This window comes from Nocardiopsis listeri NBRC 13360 (assembly GCF_001570765.1).
In the GTDB taxonomy this organism is placed as follows: domain Bacteria; phylum Actinomycetota; class Actinomycetes; order Streptosporangiales; family Streptosporangiaceae; genus Nocardiopsis; species Nocardiopsis listeri.
Genome location: NZ_BCSH01000008.1, coordinates 111490 through 126527, shown reverse-complemented (window position 1 = coordinate 126527; position 15038 = coordinate 111490). Strand labels below are relative to the sequence as shown.

At 66.1% G+C, this 15038-nt stretch carries 15 protein-coding genes; 9 read left to right on the top strand and 6 right to left on the bottom strand.

Features of this window, described 5'->3' with window-relative positions; genetic code table 11:
• Nucleotides 1-123 precede the first annotated feature (123 nt).
• Together NLI01S_RS03810 and NLI01S_RS03805 are read right to left on the bottom strand one after the other, a co-directional pair.
• A complete protein-coding gene (locus tag NLI01S_RS03810) occupies nucleotides 124-357 on the bottom strand; it encodes a DUF397 domain-containing protein (protein ID WP_067599195.1) in 234 nt (77 codons plus the stop codon).
• Nucleotides 354-1202 carry a helix-turn-helix domain-containing protein gene (locus tag NLI01S_RS03805; protein ID WP_067599192.1) on the bottom strand — a complete coding sequence of 283 codons (849 nt, stop codon included), beginning with the start codon at nucleotides 1200-1202 and terminating at the stop codon, nucleotides 354-356. The genes NLI01S_RS03810 and NLI01S_RS03805 overlap by 4 nt, the downstream gene beginning before the upstream one ends.
• 353 nt (nucleotides 1203-1555) lie before the next feature.
• On the opposite strand from NLI01S_RS03805, the gene NLI01S_RS03800 reads away from it, so the two are divergent.
• The 3 genes from NLI01S_RS03800 to NLI01S_RS03795 all read left to right on the top strand — a co-directional run bounded on the left by NLI01S_RS03800 (nucleotide 1556) and on the right by NLI01S_RS03795 (nucleotide 3236).
• Complete coding sequence (locus NLI01S_RS03800; protein WP_067599189.1) at nucleotides 1556-2101, top strand: ATP-binding protein; 546 nt, start codon at nucleotides 1556-1558, stop codon at nucleotides 2099-2101.
• Nucleotides 2098-2589, top strand: a complete 492-nt coding sequence (locus NLI01S_RS25585) for a hypothetical protein (RefSeq protein ID WP_157090944.1) — start codon at nucleotides 2098-2100, stop codon at nucleotides 2587-2589. Before NLI01S_RS03800 ends, NLI01S_RS25585 begins: the two co-directional genes overlap by 4 nt.
• A 101-nt stretch (nucleotides 2590-2690) precedes the next feature.
• Complete coding sequence (locus NLI01S_RS03795; RefSeq protein WP_067599186.1) at nucleotides 2691-3236, top strand: NUDIX hydrolase; 546 nt, start codon at nucleotides 2691-2693, stop codon at nucleotides 3234-3236.
• 805 nt (nucleotides 3237-4041) lie between these two features.
• Here the strand turns inward: NLI01S_RS03795 and NLI01S_RS03790 are convergent.
• Nucleotides 4042-4632, bottom strand: a complete 591-nt coding sequence (locus NLI01S_RS03790) for a hypothetical protein (protein ID WP_223809098.1) — start codon at nucleotides 4630-4632, stop codon at nucleotides 4042-4044.
• A 158-nt stretch (nucleotides 4633-4790) separates the two neighbouring features.
• Between NLI01S_RS03790 and NLI01S_RS03785 the strand changes: the two genes are divergently transcribed.
• Both NLI01S_RS03785 and NLI01S_RS03780 read left to right on the top strand, forming a co-directional pair.
• Nucleotides 4791-6443 (top strand): serine/threonine-protein kinase, encoded by a 1653-nt coding sequence (locus tag NLI01S_RS03785; protein ID WP_084392286.1) that lies wholly within the window; start codon nucleotides 4791-4793, stop codon nucleotides 6441-6443.
• A gap of 52 nt (nucleotides 6444-6495) precedes the next feature.
• The gene (locus tag NLI01S_RS03780; protein ID WP_067599180.1) at nucleotides 6496-8634 is read left to right on the top strand and encodes a UvrD-helicase domain-containing protein; all 2139 of its coding nucleotides are present in this window, start codon (nucleotides 6496-6498) and stop codon (nucleotides 8632-8634) included.
• Nucleotides 8635-8766: 132 nt separating this feature from the next.
• Here NLI01S_RS03780 and NLI01S_RS03775 read toward each other — a convergent pair whose 3' ends face one another.
• Nucleotides 8767-8946 carry a hypothetical protein gene (locus NLI01S_RS03775; RefSeq protein WP_067599177.1) on the bottom strand — a complete coding sequence of 60 codons (180 nt, stop codon included), beginning with the start codon at nucleotides 8944-8946 and terminating at the stop codon, nucleotides 8767-8769.
• 757 nt (nucleotides 8947-9703) lie between these two features.
• On the opposite strand from NLI01S_RS03775, the gene NLI01S_RS03770 reads away from it, so the two are divergent.
• Complete coding sequence (locus NLI01S_RS03770) at nucleotides 9704-10480, top strand: DUF4253 domain-containing protein (protein WP_067599174.1); 777 nt, start codon at nucleotides 9704-9706, stop codon at nucleotides 10478-10480.
• Between the two features lie 230 nt (nucleotides 10481-10710).
• Nucleotides 10711-11943, top strand: a complete 1233-nt coding sequence (locus tag NLI01S_RS03765) for an MFS transporter (protein ID WP_067599171.1) — start codon at nucleotides 10711-10713, stop codon at nucleotides 11941-11943.
• 544 nt (nucleotides 11944-12487) lie between these two features.
• Here NLI01S_RS03765 and NLI01S_RS03760 read toward each other — a convergent pair.
• Nucleotides 12488-12841, bottom strand: a complete 354-nt coding sequence (locus tag NLI01S_RS03760) for a hypothetical protein (protein ID WP_157090943.1) — start codon at nucleotides 12839-12841, stop codon at nucleotides 12488-12490.
• Between the two features lie 307 nt (nucleotides 12842-13148).
• On the bottom strand, nucleotides 13149-13316 hold the full coding sequence (locus NLI01S_RS25575) for a hypothetical protein (protein ID WP_157090942.1): 168 nt from the start codon (nucleotides 13314-13316) through the stop codon (nucleotides 13149-13151).
• A gap of 281 nt (nucleotides 13317-13597) precedes the next feature.
• Here NLI01S_RS25575 and NLI01S_RS03755 point away from each other — a divergent pair, with 281 nt between their 5' ends.
• A complete protein-coding gene (locus NLI01S_RS03755; protein WP_190318350.1) occupies nucleotides 13598-14149 on the top strand; it encodes a DUF4352 domain-containing protein in 552 nt (183 codons plus the stop codon).
• Between the two features lie 119 nt (nucleotides 14150-14268).
• Nucleotides 14269-14970, top strand: a complete 702-nt coding sequence (locus NLI01S_RS25570) for a hypothetical protein (protein ID WP_067599162.1) — start codon at nucleotides 14269-14271, stop codon at nucleotides 14968-14970.
• Nucleotides 14971-15038 lie beyond the last annotated feature (68 nt).

The following is a 15038-nucleotide window of genomic DNA, read 5'->3' as shown; positions in this document are numbered from 1 at the left end:
AGCGGCGGCCCCTCCGGCTGCAAGTCAGCAGGAGGGGCTGAATATCCGTGATCTTGTACCTGTGGTAACCCTCGGTGCCACCACAGGTACAAGATCGTTGAGGAGGGGAATGGCTAGCGGGGGTCAGACGCCCTTGGCGGTGCCGAGGAAAGCTTGCCACTCACCAGCGTCGAAGAAGAGCGCCCCGAGCTCGCGGCTCTGGGTGTCTCTAACCCCGGTGACCGGCCCCTCGGCAACCTCCACGCAAGCGCCTTGTTCGACGCTGTAGCTGGAAGTGCGGAAGTCAGTCGGTAGGTGCGCCGCCTCCACACAGTTGTTGTCGCCTCCGCTATAGCTGGACTTGAACCACTGGATCATCGGTACTCCCTTGCCAACGAGTCGATGCGGTCCATCGTGTCAGACGGTGAAAGCGCGGCCTGGCTCAGGTTCTTAAAGGCTTCTCTGTAGCGGCTGACGCTCTCAACACTCTCAAGGTACAAATCGCCCATCATGCCCTCGATGTAGACCACATCAGGGTATTGGTCCTCAGGGAACGAGAAAATGGTGAAGGCACCTTCCATGGCCGTGTGCGCGCCTGAACCGAACGGGAGCAGGCGTAGCGTCGCTGATTGACTGCTTGCGGTCTTGTGCAGAGCCTCCAGCTGTTCGGCCATGACCTCTCTGCCGCCGATAGCACGCCTGACCACGGCTTCGTTGAGGATGAAATCCAGGTGGAGGGGCTTTTCTCGCTCGAAGATTCTTTGCCGTGCCATGCGTGCCGAGACACGGCGCTCGACGCTCTGCATGTCATACCCGGGGCGTAGGGCTTGGATGATGGCGCGTGCGTACTTCTCTGTCTGGAATAGACCCGGAACGAGTTCTGAGGAGTAGTACCGGATCAGGTTGGTCTCGTCTTCCAGGGCGACGAACGATCCGGTGAAGACATCCTGGTAGGAAGTCCACCAGCCTCGCTTCTTGGCATCCTTCGCCAGCTGGATGAGGGCTTCCCGCTGAGGGCTGGCCACACCGTAGAGGTCGAGCAGCCCCTGGATGTCCAACCAGTTCACCCGAGGGCTACGCGCGTTCTCTAGCCGGAAGAGTTTGGAGACGTGCCAGTCCATGTGGGCGGCGACCTGCTCTTGGGTCATCTTCGCCTCGGTCCGGAGTTCACGCAGGGCCTGAGCAAGCCGGTACTGCCGCACGGTGGGGATCGGTTCAGCCATCGCGTCCTTCGTTCTTCAGCGTCGTGTTCTGACTCTGGCGTGCCTGTGAACTGCGTTCTTGTGCCCAAAACGGATCTTCTTGGGTAATCTACACGCCTTTAACTTGCAGGCTTGTAAGTTGATGCCTGCTGGGTTTTACTGTAGTCGGCTTCACACACTCCGTGGTGCTGAAGCCGTGAATCACGGCCGGGAAGCTGACGTCGCTGATGCCAGGCGACTTCGGTCTCTCTTCAGGTCGTGGAGGTCGCCTGGCTACGGGTTGGTGACCACAAGAAAACGGGCTCTGGGGGCGATTACGGCGCCCCCAGAGCCCAACGACAACACAGGACTCTCTGCATGAGGAGTTGTGCGTCATGAACATTGTGCCGCGTCCCCGCGCGCCGTTCCACACCCCCACCCCGCCCTTCGCCGGGCGCCGGTGGGCTTCGCGCGCCTACCCGGGCGATCTGGCCCAGGCTTCCTGGGTTCGTGAAGATCTGCGCGCGGATCTGTACCGCATCGAAGGCCTGTGCTCGGATCTGACCGACACGGTGATCCTGTGCGCGAGCGAGATGTTTTCAAACGCGTGCGATCACTCTCGCTCGGGTCAGCTCGATGGCCGGGCCATCCGGAACCTGTTCATGCCCGACGCACACACCTTGTACGTGGGCATCATCGACGACGGGGCCCGCACCGACGCCCCCACCTTCCCCCACATCCCGCACCAGCGCACCGTCACCGATTGGGAAGAGGCCGAACGGGGCCGGGGCCTGCTGCTCATCGACCACCTGGCCACCCGCTGGGGTAGCCGAGCGGTGGTGGACTTCCCGTTCTGCGCCGGCCTGGGCACCCTGGTCTGGGCCGAGTTCACCCTCACCACCGCCGCTGACACCACTGGCAGCACCGGGGCTCAGGTATGAGCCCGGGACCGGTCTCGGCCGAACTCCGAGCGGTCCTGGACGCACCCCGCGGCCGGCGTTTCTCTCGCCCCCACGCCCCGACTACGACCGCTCTCGCCCGCGAACAACGTCTCCTGGCCCAGATGGCCGACAACCCCCACGGGGTCCTCCCACTCTGGGCACCCCTGTACTCCACCCGCATGACCGAAGACGAGCGTCGCGCCCACGAAGTTCCTGAACTCTCCGAGCGTCCTGAGAGCCCGTGGAAACCCACACCTGCTCCGCAATACCGGCCGCGGCCCACGATCCCGCGCCCCAGGCCGGCCCCGGACGACGGCCCGCCCCCGCCCCGGCCGCCGCGCCCACCACTTCCGCGTCGGCCCCGCCGCCCGCACAGCCACCGCAAACCCCGTCGCCGCCACTCACGGGTGGGGTGGCGCCTGTGCGGCTACGCCCTGGCCACCGCCGCCGGAGCCCTGGCCCACCACCTGGCCTCACCCCTGCTCTAAGAACCACCCGACCCAGCCACCACAGGGCCGCGCCGCACCCAGCCCGGCGCGGCCTCCAATGGCCCATCCTGGTGTTTCGCGATCGCGGTAACGTCACCACCATGGACGCGATGGAAACCCGCCAGGGTCGCTGGGTGGTGCACGCAGAGCGCAGCCTGTACGACAACCCGTGGGTGAGGTTGGGCAAGGCCGACATCACCACCCCCTCGGGGAGCAGGTTCGAGCACCACACCGTGACCCTGCCCTCGGCCGCGGTCATTGCGATCCTGGACCAGGGCGAGGAACACGTCCTGATGAGTTACCGGCACCGCTTCGTGCCCGACGTATGGGGGTGGGAGCTCCCCGGAGGACTCCTGGACCCTGAGGAGAGCCCAGAACAGACCGCTGTCCGGGAGGCCTTGGAGGAGACCGGACACCGAGTCGGTTCGGTGGAGCACGTGGCCACGTTCGAGCCGATGATCGGCACGGTCCGCAGTCCCCACCACGTCTTCGTTGGGCATGAGGCCGAACTGGTCGCGGACCCGACCGAGTTCGACGAGGGTGTCTACGAGTGGGTGCCCCTGCTCAAGGTCCGAAGCCTGATGGGGGAGGGGAAGGTGCAGAGTTCGGGCACTCTCGTCGCCCTACTCCACCTTCTTGTCTCCTGACAGGACCCGGGCCCCAGCAACCGGGACAAGCGAGCGCGTGGGCGGACCGAACCGGAACGCTCGGACGACTCGACGGCGCGTCGTGCCTGTCGGCGGGCCTGAGTGAGGTCACCATGAGCGGAATAGGCCAAGGCCAAGTCGGTGCGTAACCTGGCCTCGGCACGCCCCAGCCCCATGGGCGCGATCCCTTCCAAAGCCCGAGAAAGGTCCTCGATCGCCTCGGTGTGCCCGAGGCGTGCCGAACAGTGTTCCCGTCAGCGCAGCAGATGGGTGTGGCCCAGCATGAGAAAAGGCAGCGCGGCATCATCCGGTTGTTGAGGAAGGAGAGCGAAAGCCCGCTCCAAAGCTCTCTAGGACTCGGACTCCTGGCCCAGACAGGCGCGCACTTCTCCTCCGGTGGTCCACAGCAACGAACGCGACAGCGAGGGCAATGACCCGTGTCCGTTGGCGCGCGGATTCCAGTACCGCGAGCGCCTCGCGTTTCCTGCCGCTATCCAGCAGCACGTAGATCTACTCGGCACCCACATGGGCCGGCGGTATGGATCTGAACCGCGAGAATTCCGGTCCCTGGGTAAGTCCAAGAGCAGTCTCGGTCAGACCCTCGGCATGACGAATCGGATCTCATGGGCGGTCGAGCCATCCCTTTGTCCGATCGAGGCCCTTTGACAGCATGCTCGTCGTCGTGACCCCGTCGAATCGCCATTCGAGGACACAGAAGCCGTGTTGCCGGGCAGGGTGGGCGGTGGGTCGTGCCCGAGGCGGCCGGGGCCCGTACGATGACGGGCCCCAGAGGCTCAAGTACAAGTCAGTGACTCTGCGGCATGGCGGCCTTCTCCTGTCTGTCGCGCATCCTGGTGACCATGGCGATGGTCACAGTGGCGAAGAGTCCCAAGATGGGCAGGCCGATCCGGGTGAGTGTCCACAGGCCCTGTCGCATTCCGGCGTTTTCGACAACATCCTTGGAAGCGATACCGAACTCGGTGTCCGGATTTTCGCAGACGATGTCATGGGTGCCGGTCTCAGTGATCTCCAAGGTCTGGACCAGGTCCCATTCCTCGGCCCCGAAATCGTAGCCACTCGTCCCCTGCCGGTGGGATTCTCCGCGAGCGCCAGAGGGAGTCGTGACCGTGCAAAAGCCCTCGAACGTCAGACCATAGACCCCGAGTTCACCGATGTCCTCTTCCTCGACGTCCAGCCGGACCTCCAGATTACGGCCTACTTCGCTGATGAAGTCGGGTGTGGGATGACGTACCCAGGGGCCCAACACGAGCAGGATTCCGAAGACCACCAGCGTGACGGCGGCGCAGACCAAACTCGCGACGTAGCCGCTGCGCAGAGGACGCTCACGTGGAGCCTTCGGGGACTTGGGGGACAGGGGCGCGGAAGGGGAAGACATGGCGACATTATGGCAGTGGGTCACGACCAAGAGTGAGTGACGGATCGGTGATGCCTCTGGGGTAGCTGTACCTAGAGATCGGGGCCGGTAGCCGCTTGTCCGATTGAGGACCTCCGGCTGCGAGCCTCACTCCGCGACCCCCGTAGGATCGCCATTCGATGACGCATGAGCCGCGTGGCCGGGCCGGTTGGCGATGGGCCGCGCCCGAGGCGGATTGGGGCCCGGTGCACACCACACCCGAGCGGATCGCCGGCCGGTACGAACTCGTCGGTAGTATCAGCACCGGCGGCATGGGGCAAGTCTGGCGAGGCTACGACACCGTCCTCGACCGCGAGGTCGCCGTCAAGGTGATCCGTCCCGACGCGGTCGCCGACCCCAGGCTCTACGACGAATACGCCCGCAGGTTCAAACGCGAGGCCCGTGTCACCGCCCAGATGGAGAACCCCGGTGTGCCCGCCGTCTACGACGCCGCCATCGACAAGGACAAGGGCTCGCTGTACCTGGTGATGCAGCTGGTGCACGGGGTCTCGCTCTCCGACACCATCAACGAGGCGGCACCCCTGCCGGTCGCCACCGCGGCGGCGGTGGCCGCCCAGATCTGCGCCGTACTCTCCGAGGCGCACGCGGTCCCCATCGTGCACCGTGACCTCAAACCCGGGAACATCATGGTGGCCGACGACGGCACGGTGAAGGTGCTGGACTTCGGGATCGCCGCCGTTCTGCGCACCGACGTCACCCGCCTCACCCAGACCGGCACACCCTTGGGCACCTACGCCTACATGCCCCCCGAACAGGTACGCGGCCTCCCGGCCACCCCCGCGAGCGACCTCTACTCCCTGGGGTGCGTCCTGTACCAGATGCTCACCGGGCAATCGATCTTCCCCGACGACTACACCGTCTTCCAGTTGCAGGTCGCACACGTGGGGGAGACCCCGCTCCCTCCCTCGGTCCACTTGGACGGGCTGCCCCAAGACCTGGAAGAACTCACCCTGGACCTGCTCGCCAAGGACCCGGAGGACCGCCCCGCCTCGGCACAGGACGTCTACGAACGCCTCGTCCCCCATCTACCGCTACCCGAGCCGTCCGTCCCGGACCGGCCTCTGCCTCCGGGAGCCCTCCCCGACCCCACCCGCCCCTACCGGCGCCCGATATCGCCCCGGCCCAAAGCCGTCATGGTCGCCCCGACCAAGCCACTGCCGCCCAGGTCGGGGGAGACCACCTTCGGTGCGGCCCCCATCGTCGGCCTGGCCCCGGGCGAACTGGCCGAAGCCGACCAACACGCACAGGCGCTCATCGAGGAGGGGCGCGTCACCCAGGCCATCGGTGTCCTGGACGACGTGATCGACCCGGCCGCCACCGCGCTGGGAGCAGAGTCCGCCCAGGTCGTGGAACTACGTCTGTTGCGGGCCAACGCCCTGGCCATCAACGGGGACGCGCGCCGAGCCCTGCCGGAATTCACCGACCTGGCCGACATCCTCGAACGCCAGGCCGGTTCCCGGGACGAACGAGCACTCCTCTGCCGCCAACAGGCCGTGTACTGCATGGCGCAACTGGGGGAGAACACCCGGGCGCTTCGGGAAGCCGAACACGTCCTGGACCGGTTCCGGCGCGTCTTCGGGGAACGTTCCGAGGACGCCCTGGACCTGCGCAGGGAGATGGCCATGTGGAGACTTCGCTCGGGTGGGACCGAACAGGCCTCCTCCGAATTGCGCTCGCTGTACGCTGACCTGCGCGCGGCCTACGGCCCCGGTGCCCCCGAAACCCTCCAGATCGCCGAGCTCCTGGTCAGGCTGGGAGACGGTCCCCGCTGACCCCGGACCCAGGCCACCCCAAAGCCGCAACAGCCAGAAGGAGACCTCCCCCATGCCTCAGCTCTTCCTGGGACAGCAGTTCTTCGAAAGCGGAGAGTACGACGAGCTTCCGCCGTCGGCGCGCAAGAACGTCCGGCTCGCCATGGAGAAGTTCGGCCTGCTCACCCCGGCCGAGCTGAAGGCCGACAAGGGCCTCAACTTCAAACCGCCCAAAGCGCGTCGCAGCCGCGACATCTTCACCTTCAAGGTGGACAACTTCTACCGCGGCGTGGTCCTGGCCCCGCCGAGCGGTGACAGTTACGTCCTGCTCAAGGTCATGAACCACGACCCCGCCTACGACTGGGCCAACAAACAGGACGCCGACGTCAACCGGCTCACCGGCTCGGTGGAGATCTGGGACGACGAGGGGCTGGACCGCCTGACCTCCGGGCTGGAGGAGAAGACCGATCCGGCCGCCGCTGGACAGGGCCTGTTCGCCCAGGTCTCCGACGGGGACCTCCGCACCCTGGGCCTCAGTGAGAAGGTGCTGCGTGCGGCCCGCACCGTCGTGGATTCCGACGCTCTCCCCGGCATCGTTCCGCTCCTGCCCGAGGACCAAGCCGAGGTGTTGCAGTACCTGGCCGCCGGATTCTCCGTGGAGGAGGTCTGGCGCGACATCGTCGCCCACCGCCCCTCCGGCCCGGTCAGCGGCGACATGGACACCGCCATCCGCAACACACCCACCCGTGTGCGTCTGGTCTCGGGTCTGGACGAGTTGGAGGAGATCCTCTCCCAACCCTTCGCTGCCTGGCGCATCTTCCTGCACCCGGCGCAGCGCAAGGTCGCCTACAAGGCCAGCTACCCCGGCAGCTACCAGGTCACCGGGGGACCGGGCACCGGAAAGACCGTGGTGGCCATGCACCGGGTCAAACACCTGCTCACCTACCTGCGCCCTGACGAACGCATCCTGCTCACCACCTTCACCAACGCCCTCGCCGACGCCCTGGGGACGGGGATCCGTCGACTCGTCGACGAGCCCGCACACATGGAGCGGCTCGACATCACCACCGTCAACTTCCAGGCCAGCAAGGTCCTGACCGAGGAGAACGGTGGGCGTGCCCCGCGGTTCATCAGTGACGTCCAAGAGCTCGACCGCTGGCGCACGATCGTCCAGGACCAAGGTCTGGAGTGGAACGCCGAGTTCCTCCAACAGGAGTACCGGCACGTCGTCCTCGCCCAGCGTCTGGACACCCTGGAGGAGTATCAGGACGCCACCCGTAGCGGAAGGGGAAGCCGTCTCGCCGCTGCACAGCGGGAACGGGTGTGGAAGGCCATGACCGCTTTCACCACCGGTCTGGACGCCGACGGGACGCAGACCCACCTTCGCGGCTGCGACCTGGCTGCCCGAGTCCTGGAGGAACGAGGTCCGCGCTTCCGACACGTGGTGGTCGATGAGGCCCAAGACTTGCACCCCGCCCAGTGGCGGTTCCTGCGCGCCGCCGTGACGCCCGCGCCCGACGACCTGTTCATCGCCGGTGACCCCCACCAACGCATCTACGACGCGAAGGTCTCCCTGAAGACCCTCGGCATCAACGTGGTGGGCCGTTCCCAGCGGCTGCGCCGCAACTACCGCAGCACCCAGCAGATCCTCACCTGGTCCCGGCCGTTGTTGGACGGGTCGAAGGTGGAGTCTCTGGCCGACGGTGGAACCGAGTCCCTGGCCGGATACCGCTCGGCGCTCCAAGGACCCAGGCCCACCACCTACGCCGCCGCCGACCACGAGCAGGAACTGGACGGGCTCGTGGAACGGGTGCGTGAGTGGATCGACGCCGGGGTGGAACCGTCATCGGTGGCGGTGGCCACCCGGGTCCGGTGGGTGGCCAAGGACGTGGTGACCGCCCTGAAGGAGGCCGGGATCCAAGCGCGCGATCTACGTGGAGCCGACGAGGAGACCCCCGGTGTGCGCGTGGGCACGATGCACTCGCTCAAGGGCCTGGAGTTCCGGTGTGTCGCCGCGGTCGGGGTCTCCGACGGAGCGGTGCCCAACCCCAAGGCGATCACCCCCGAAGAGGTGGACGAACTCCAGCACAAGGCCGACATGATGGCGGAGCGGTGTCTGCTCTTCGTGGTGTGCACCAGGGCACGCGACCACCTGCACATGTCCTGGCACGGCGCACCGAGCCCCTTCCTGACCGAAGCTGGCATCGCCTGACCACGCGTTTCGGATAGAGGATCGTAACGGCGTTCAGGCGGGCCCAGGTCGGGCTCGGAAGGGCCGAAGTCCTCTTCAAAACGCCACGCTCGGACCGTCGACCGCCGTGCACTCGGCGGGCTTTTCACGAAATCACAGGGCCTCACCGGTCCCCAGTGAGAGGGCTCTCAACACCGGACCACCGGCGGCGCTCACACCACCGGCCACGTTCTGGCTGAAGGAGCCCTCATCGATCCCGATGTCACCGCCGCTGGACCCCTTCGATTCGGCCTCTCGCAGCACCTCGTCCGTGAGTGGTTCGAGTTCGACCAACGCGGGTCCTTCCCCGGGGGCTCGACTTCGATGGCCGGATAGTCTCCCGAATGCGATGCGTACACCGCGCGGGCATCCTCCACTACGCGGTACCGCCACAACTCCCCACCTGTTCCCCCGCCAGCGCCGCGGAGCCGTCCTCCCAGGGGAGCGGCAAGACCGACAGGTACCGAAACGGTGTCGATGAGCCGAGCCTCCTCCGGGACCCCCACAGCCAACTCATCGGCTCGACCCGTTGTGGGTGGTGGCATCAGCCGTGGAATGATTCGTGCCCGAAGACAGCCCGCAGCCGGCCAAAGGAAGAAACAGCGCCGCGCGCACCACCGCGGACAGTCGGGCCCGTCCCACCACACCCTCATGATCTGTCCTTCACCACTTCTCCCAAGCCGTTCCCAAGGTCCCACGAAGTCATCGACCGTGCTCTTCGACCGACACCTTGGAGACGGAAGCGGAGCCCTCTTCGTTGAATTATTCCAATGTCGCCAGGACCCCCATCGCAGTTCTCCCCGGCGATGCCGAACACCTTCAGAAGACCGCGGAACGCTTCGCGGCTATTCACCAGGAAGCGGAACCGGCTCATGCCCAATACGTCCAGCCCCTGAACCAGAGCGAGATCGCCCTCGGTGTCGATCAGCGCCCAACCCTAGAAGCCTCGGCCCTTGGTCCGTTTCCAACGGGGTCGCGCTGCCATACGGGGCCGGGTGGTTCTTCTCCGCACCCAGGGGACTGTCGCAGGGGAGCCCTACAGTCGACGACCATGGAACTCTCAGAAGCACGATCCCTCCAGCTTCCCGCCGGCCGTATGGTGTCCCCGGCTCAGGGGGAGCCGATCCTATGGCTGAGTGACGCTCCGGTTTCATCGGGCCTGTGGTCTCGGATGCTCGCCGAACATTCCCGTTTCGGTCTGTGGCCCTTGTTGCTGGATGGGCGTCACCACGAACCCGATCGACCATGGGAGTCACAGGAGTTGACCGTCTCAGGGTTCTCCCGTCTCACTGAGCATGACCCGGAGGAACTGCTCACCACGTGGTGGAACGAGCACGCTCACGTCAAGGACGGTGTTGCCCCTCCGGAGTCACTGGAGACCGCGCCGTTCGGGCTCTGGCCGGGCCGGGCGCCCGCCCATGGCGTTCAGCGAGGAGCCGCTGAGCAGAGGGCGTGCGAATACGCCGAACTCCTCGTGGAGTACAGGCACGGCTACAGACTGGGGCTGGTCCGAGCCAGGTCGGGGGCCGAGGCGATGACCGAGTCCGGATGGACGGGGCCGCTCAACTACGACAATGACACGGCCGTGTTCGCCTGCGTGGTGGCCGACTGGGAGCGCCGCTTCGGCGCGAGAGTTCTGGGCTTGGGGTTCGACACCCTGACCCTGAGTGTGGCCGCCCCACCCACCGACATCGATCAGGCTCTGCGCGTGGCGGCCGAACACTTCGCGTTCTGCCCGGACAACATCCTGCAGAATCCTCCGCACCGACTGAGAGCCTACGCCGAAGCCTTGATCGAACGTCCCCTTTGGAACTTCTGGTGGGACTGACCGTGTCCGGACACCCGGACGGACAACGGCCGCACACACGCCGTGCAACCGACTCTGGCGGAAAGTTCCGCCGAACCGGAGTGCGTTCGGCACCGCGGCCCATGTCGAGGGTGGGGTGCCCTCTCGGCACGGGTGGGACCTCCGGATAATGGTGGCTCATCACGACGTGAACCGGCACGACGATCACGCCGTGTTCGCCATGGCGTCGACCGATCGGATACCGGACTGACATGCGTGCCTACCTATCCTTCCTGACCACCAACCGGCGACCGCTGCTGGGCTGCTTCGCCCTCTTCCTGTTCTCCGCCTTCGGTCAGACCTTCTTCGTCTCCCTCTTCTCCGCCGACATCCGCCAGGACCTCGACCTCACCCACGGCCAGTTCGGTTCCCTGTTCATGCTCGCGACCCTGGCCGGTGCCCTGGCGATGACCCAACTGGGCAAGGTGGTGGACCGTCACGGCGCCGGGCGGATCGTTCCCGCGCTCACGCTGATGCTGGCGTTGGGTGCCGCGATCATGGCGCTGGCCACGCAGGTGTGGATCCTCTTCCTGGCCCTGTTCGTCCTGCGGCTGTTCGGGCAGGGCATGATGACCCACACCTCCTTCACCCTTACCGGACGGTGGTTCGACCGGGAACGTGGCCGTGCGACTTCGGTGGCCACCCTGGGATTGAACGTCGGTGAGGCCGTGCTGCCGCTCGCGATCGTCGCCCTCCTGGCCGTCGCGGGATGGCGGGAGGCGTGGTGGATCGTGGCCGCGCTGCTCCTGTTGCTCGTGTGGCCGATGTCCGTTCTCATGCGTTGGAAGCGTACGCAGACCGGCGCGGTCGATGGTCGACCGGTGACCGGGGTCCGCGGTTGGACACGACGTCAGACTCTGCGGGACCCCTACTTCTACCTGCTGCTCGCCGCCATGGCCGCACCGGCTCTGGTCGGTAACACCGTGTTCTTCCACCAGGCGTACCTGACCGAACTGCGTGGGTGGTCCCCGGCCCTGTTCGCCTCGGCCCTGTCGGTCTACGCGGTCACGACCGTGGTGTTCAACCTGGTGGGAGGCGTCCTCGTCGACCGCCTCACCGCACTGCGGATCGTCCCCTTCTACCTGGTTCCCCTCGGCCTGGGGCTGCTCGTCCTGGCGACGGTGGAAGGGCCATGGAGCGTCGTGCTGTTCATGCTGCTGTACGGGATCACGAACGGGTTGTCCCTGAGCCTGTTCGGGGCGGTGTGGCCGGAGGTGTATGGGGTGGAACATCTGGGCTCCATCCGGTCGATCATCGTGGCGGTCCTGGTGTTGGGATCCGCTGCGGGTCCCGGTGTCACCGGGCTACTGATCGACGCCGGCGTCGGTTACCCGGCCCAGGTCATGACCCTGGGCACCTACTGTCTGCTGGCCTCCGCCGCCGCGGCGTGGTTCGTCTCGCGTATCCGGACTCGACTACGGGATGAGCGGATCGAGGTGGTGTGAACCGGCCGAGCACCATGGACTGAGGAAACCCGGTACCTGGACGCCGTTCCGTCTCTTCGTCGACCTCGCGCGCGGCGTCCTCCTGGGGTGACCCACCCTCCATCACGCCGCCGATGGGGATTTCATGGCCCAGGTCTCGGTCATGAGGCGATGCCGCCACAGAGACAGGACGCTGCCCTTGCCCGCCCGAAGCGGGCCGGGTGCTTCCGACAGGATCGACCGGAAGCACCCGGGGCACGCGTTCCTTGGGTCAGGCCAGGCCGAGACGGTAGCGGCCGGTTTCGCTACGTCGACCGTTCCGGTAGGCCCATCGAGACGGTGGTCGAGACGGGTGACCTCCAGCGCGATCTCCTTGGAAACGGTGGCGGTCACCTTTTCCAGTGGAAACCCCGGAAGAGGCCTCTGGGCAGGGAGTACCGGTGGTCATCCAGGCCGGTTTCACACAGGTCGGGTGAAACGCGGCTAGGGCGGCTTCACCGAATGCCTTGCCCGGGTCGGTCACCAGCTGCCGGGGGAGGTGCCGAACGGCGCCTGCGAAGCCCCGTCAAGGGACCTCCACCACGGCTACCTCGGGTGCCGATTCCGCTGACAGGTCGATCACGGTCAGTTCGGTGTTCTCGGGAACGTCGAACACCAGCTCGTACTCGGTGCTGTTGCCGGGGTTGGTCTCGTCCGCGAAGGCGCAGATGTTGTCTTCCGTGGAGTACTGGGTGCCGTTTTCGGAGTACGCGTACACCCCTTCCCAGGAATCCGACGGCGGGTAGGCCGGCGTCGACCCCACGTTCTGCGCCCTGATGGTGAGCACGTGGTACTCGCCCGACGCGGAGTACTGCTCACCACACGAATCATCGTTGTAGGTGGCCGAAGTGCGCGAATCGGTGACCTCGTAATCGAACACACCGTCGCTCGGCTCGCCCTCCGGAGGCCCGGCGGGTACTTGGGAGCCGGTGGCCGGCGAACGTATTCGTGATCGTCCCGCGGCGGATGACCCGGCGGTATTCGACATCGAGTCCGGCCACCGATCCGCCACCACCTCGCGTTTCCGCTCGACCTGTCCGGCGAGACCGCCCTCCGGCGTGCTCCGCATTCGTGACTCACCTTCTCGGGGCGTTCCGATTTTGTGGACATGGGCCGGACGATCCTTCCGCGCTGCGTGCTCTCGTCTTGGTGCTGTCGAGGCCACCTGTTGGTGCGGACGGGGCCGTTCACGCGCCCCGGTGGCCGATGGGGGTGGAGGGCGGGGAGATCGCGGGGGTGATGGCCGCCGGCGTAGGAGAAGGGGCGAGAGGCTCCAGGCGTACGGTCTCGTTTTCATCGCAGCCGGTCAGGAGCAGGCCGAGGGTGGCGGTGACGAGGCCGAGGCAACTGCGCATGGGAACTCCTTGAGCTGGTGTCGTATGTGAACACTATAGGGTTAACTAGGTTCACATATACATGGTGTATGTTGTGTGAAGCGATGATAAAGAGTCTTTCCCGCCTCGCTCCCGATCCTCGGCGGAGTCGACTCCGCCGGTATCCACATCCACCAGACCGGAGTGATCCCATGAGTTACGGCCACTACCCCCACGGTCGACCCGCTCCCGGTCCCCGACCGGGCATGTCCACCGGTGCCAAGTTCGGCCTCGGATGCCTCGGATGCCTCGGGTGCTTGGGCATGGGCGTGATGGGTTTCTTCGCTCTGCTCTTCCTCGGAGCGCTGGTGTCCACCACCGACGACGGGGGTGACACCACGGTGGCCGACGCCCCGACCGGTACCGACGAAGAGGGCGGTGGAGGCGAGACGGAAGACGAGGGCGCGGAAGATGCGCAGCCCGAGGAAACGCCCCCGAGCCTGGGAGAGAGCATCGAGCACGGAGACTGGGAGATCATCGTGCACGCGATCGAGTACGACGTCCCCACCGCGCAGCTCGACGAGTTCTTCGCCGAGGAGCCCTCGGGGCAGTGGGTCACCGTTGAGTTGACGGTGAAGAACATCAGCGGTGAGCCGCGGTCGTTCGGTGAACGAGACCAGGTCCTCATGGACGAGGCCGGTTCCATGTACCGGTATGAGCTGTGGGCCTCCACGCTGTTCGGCTTCGACACCAACCCCGGTTCCGAAGAGACCGGCGTGCTCGCCTACGACGTGCCGGTCGACTTCGAGGTCGACCACATGCTGGTCAACGGACAGGGCGGCTTCGCCGATGGAGTCCGCGTCGACCTGGACTGAGCCGGGCCGTGGGCCTTCGACGTTGAGGCTCTGGTTCGCAATCCCTCGTCCGAGTGAGTCAAGAGTCCTTTCCGGTTCGGAATTCGGTGCGGACGGCACCGGGAAAGCGGTGATCTGCCATGGCCGATGATTCGGTGCGCACGGAGGACGGTGCACTCGACCAGGTGCGGGAGGGCGGCCGTAGAAGGCCGCCGCTGCCCCTGGTGCTGATCGTGGTCGGGGCGCTCGGCGTGGGAGCCCTCCTGGGGTGGTCGTCGCGAGTGCCGGAGCGCACACCGGTCTACCTGGAGTTGTCCGAACGGCACGAGTCGGCCGGATCCGACCTGGAACAGGCTCTGGAGAAGGAACTGGACTACCAGGACACCATCAGTGGTCTGCGCGAAGAGGTGGAACAGCTTGAACGCCCCTTCCGGGAGCTGGACGAACGCGAGGACGGATTGGACGACCGGGAGGAAGGGATGGACACCCGAGAGGGTGAGCTCGACGACCGTGAAGGCGATCTGGACGAACGCTCCGAAGAGCTGGACCAGCGAGAAGAGGACCTGGACACCAGGGAGGGCGAGGTCACCGACCTGGAGACCGAGGCCGAGGAGAACAGTTTTCCCGGTTCCGGGACCTTCCTGGTGGGCGACGAGATCTCACCGGGAACCTACCGCTCCGAGGGCACCTCGAACTGCTACTGGGCCAGGCTGTCCGGAACCGACGGTTCCTTGGATTCCATCATCGCCAACAACTTCGGCGGCGGCAGCCAGATCGTGACCATCAGCGGTTCGGACGTGGCCTTCGAGACGAGCGGCTGCGGTGAGTGGAACCGGGTCTGAGTCTCGGGCGGTCCTTGAACCCGTGGCTCGATGCCGACCAGGGTTGTTCGTCTCGGGTGGACGCCCTC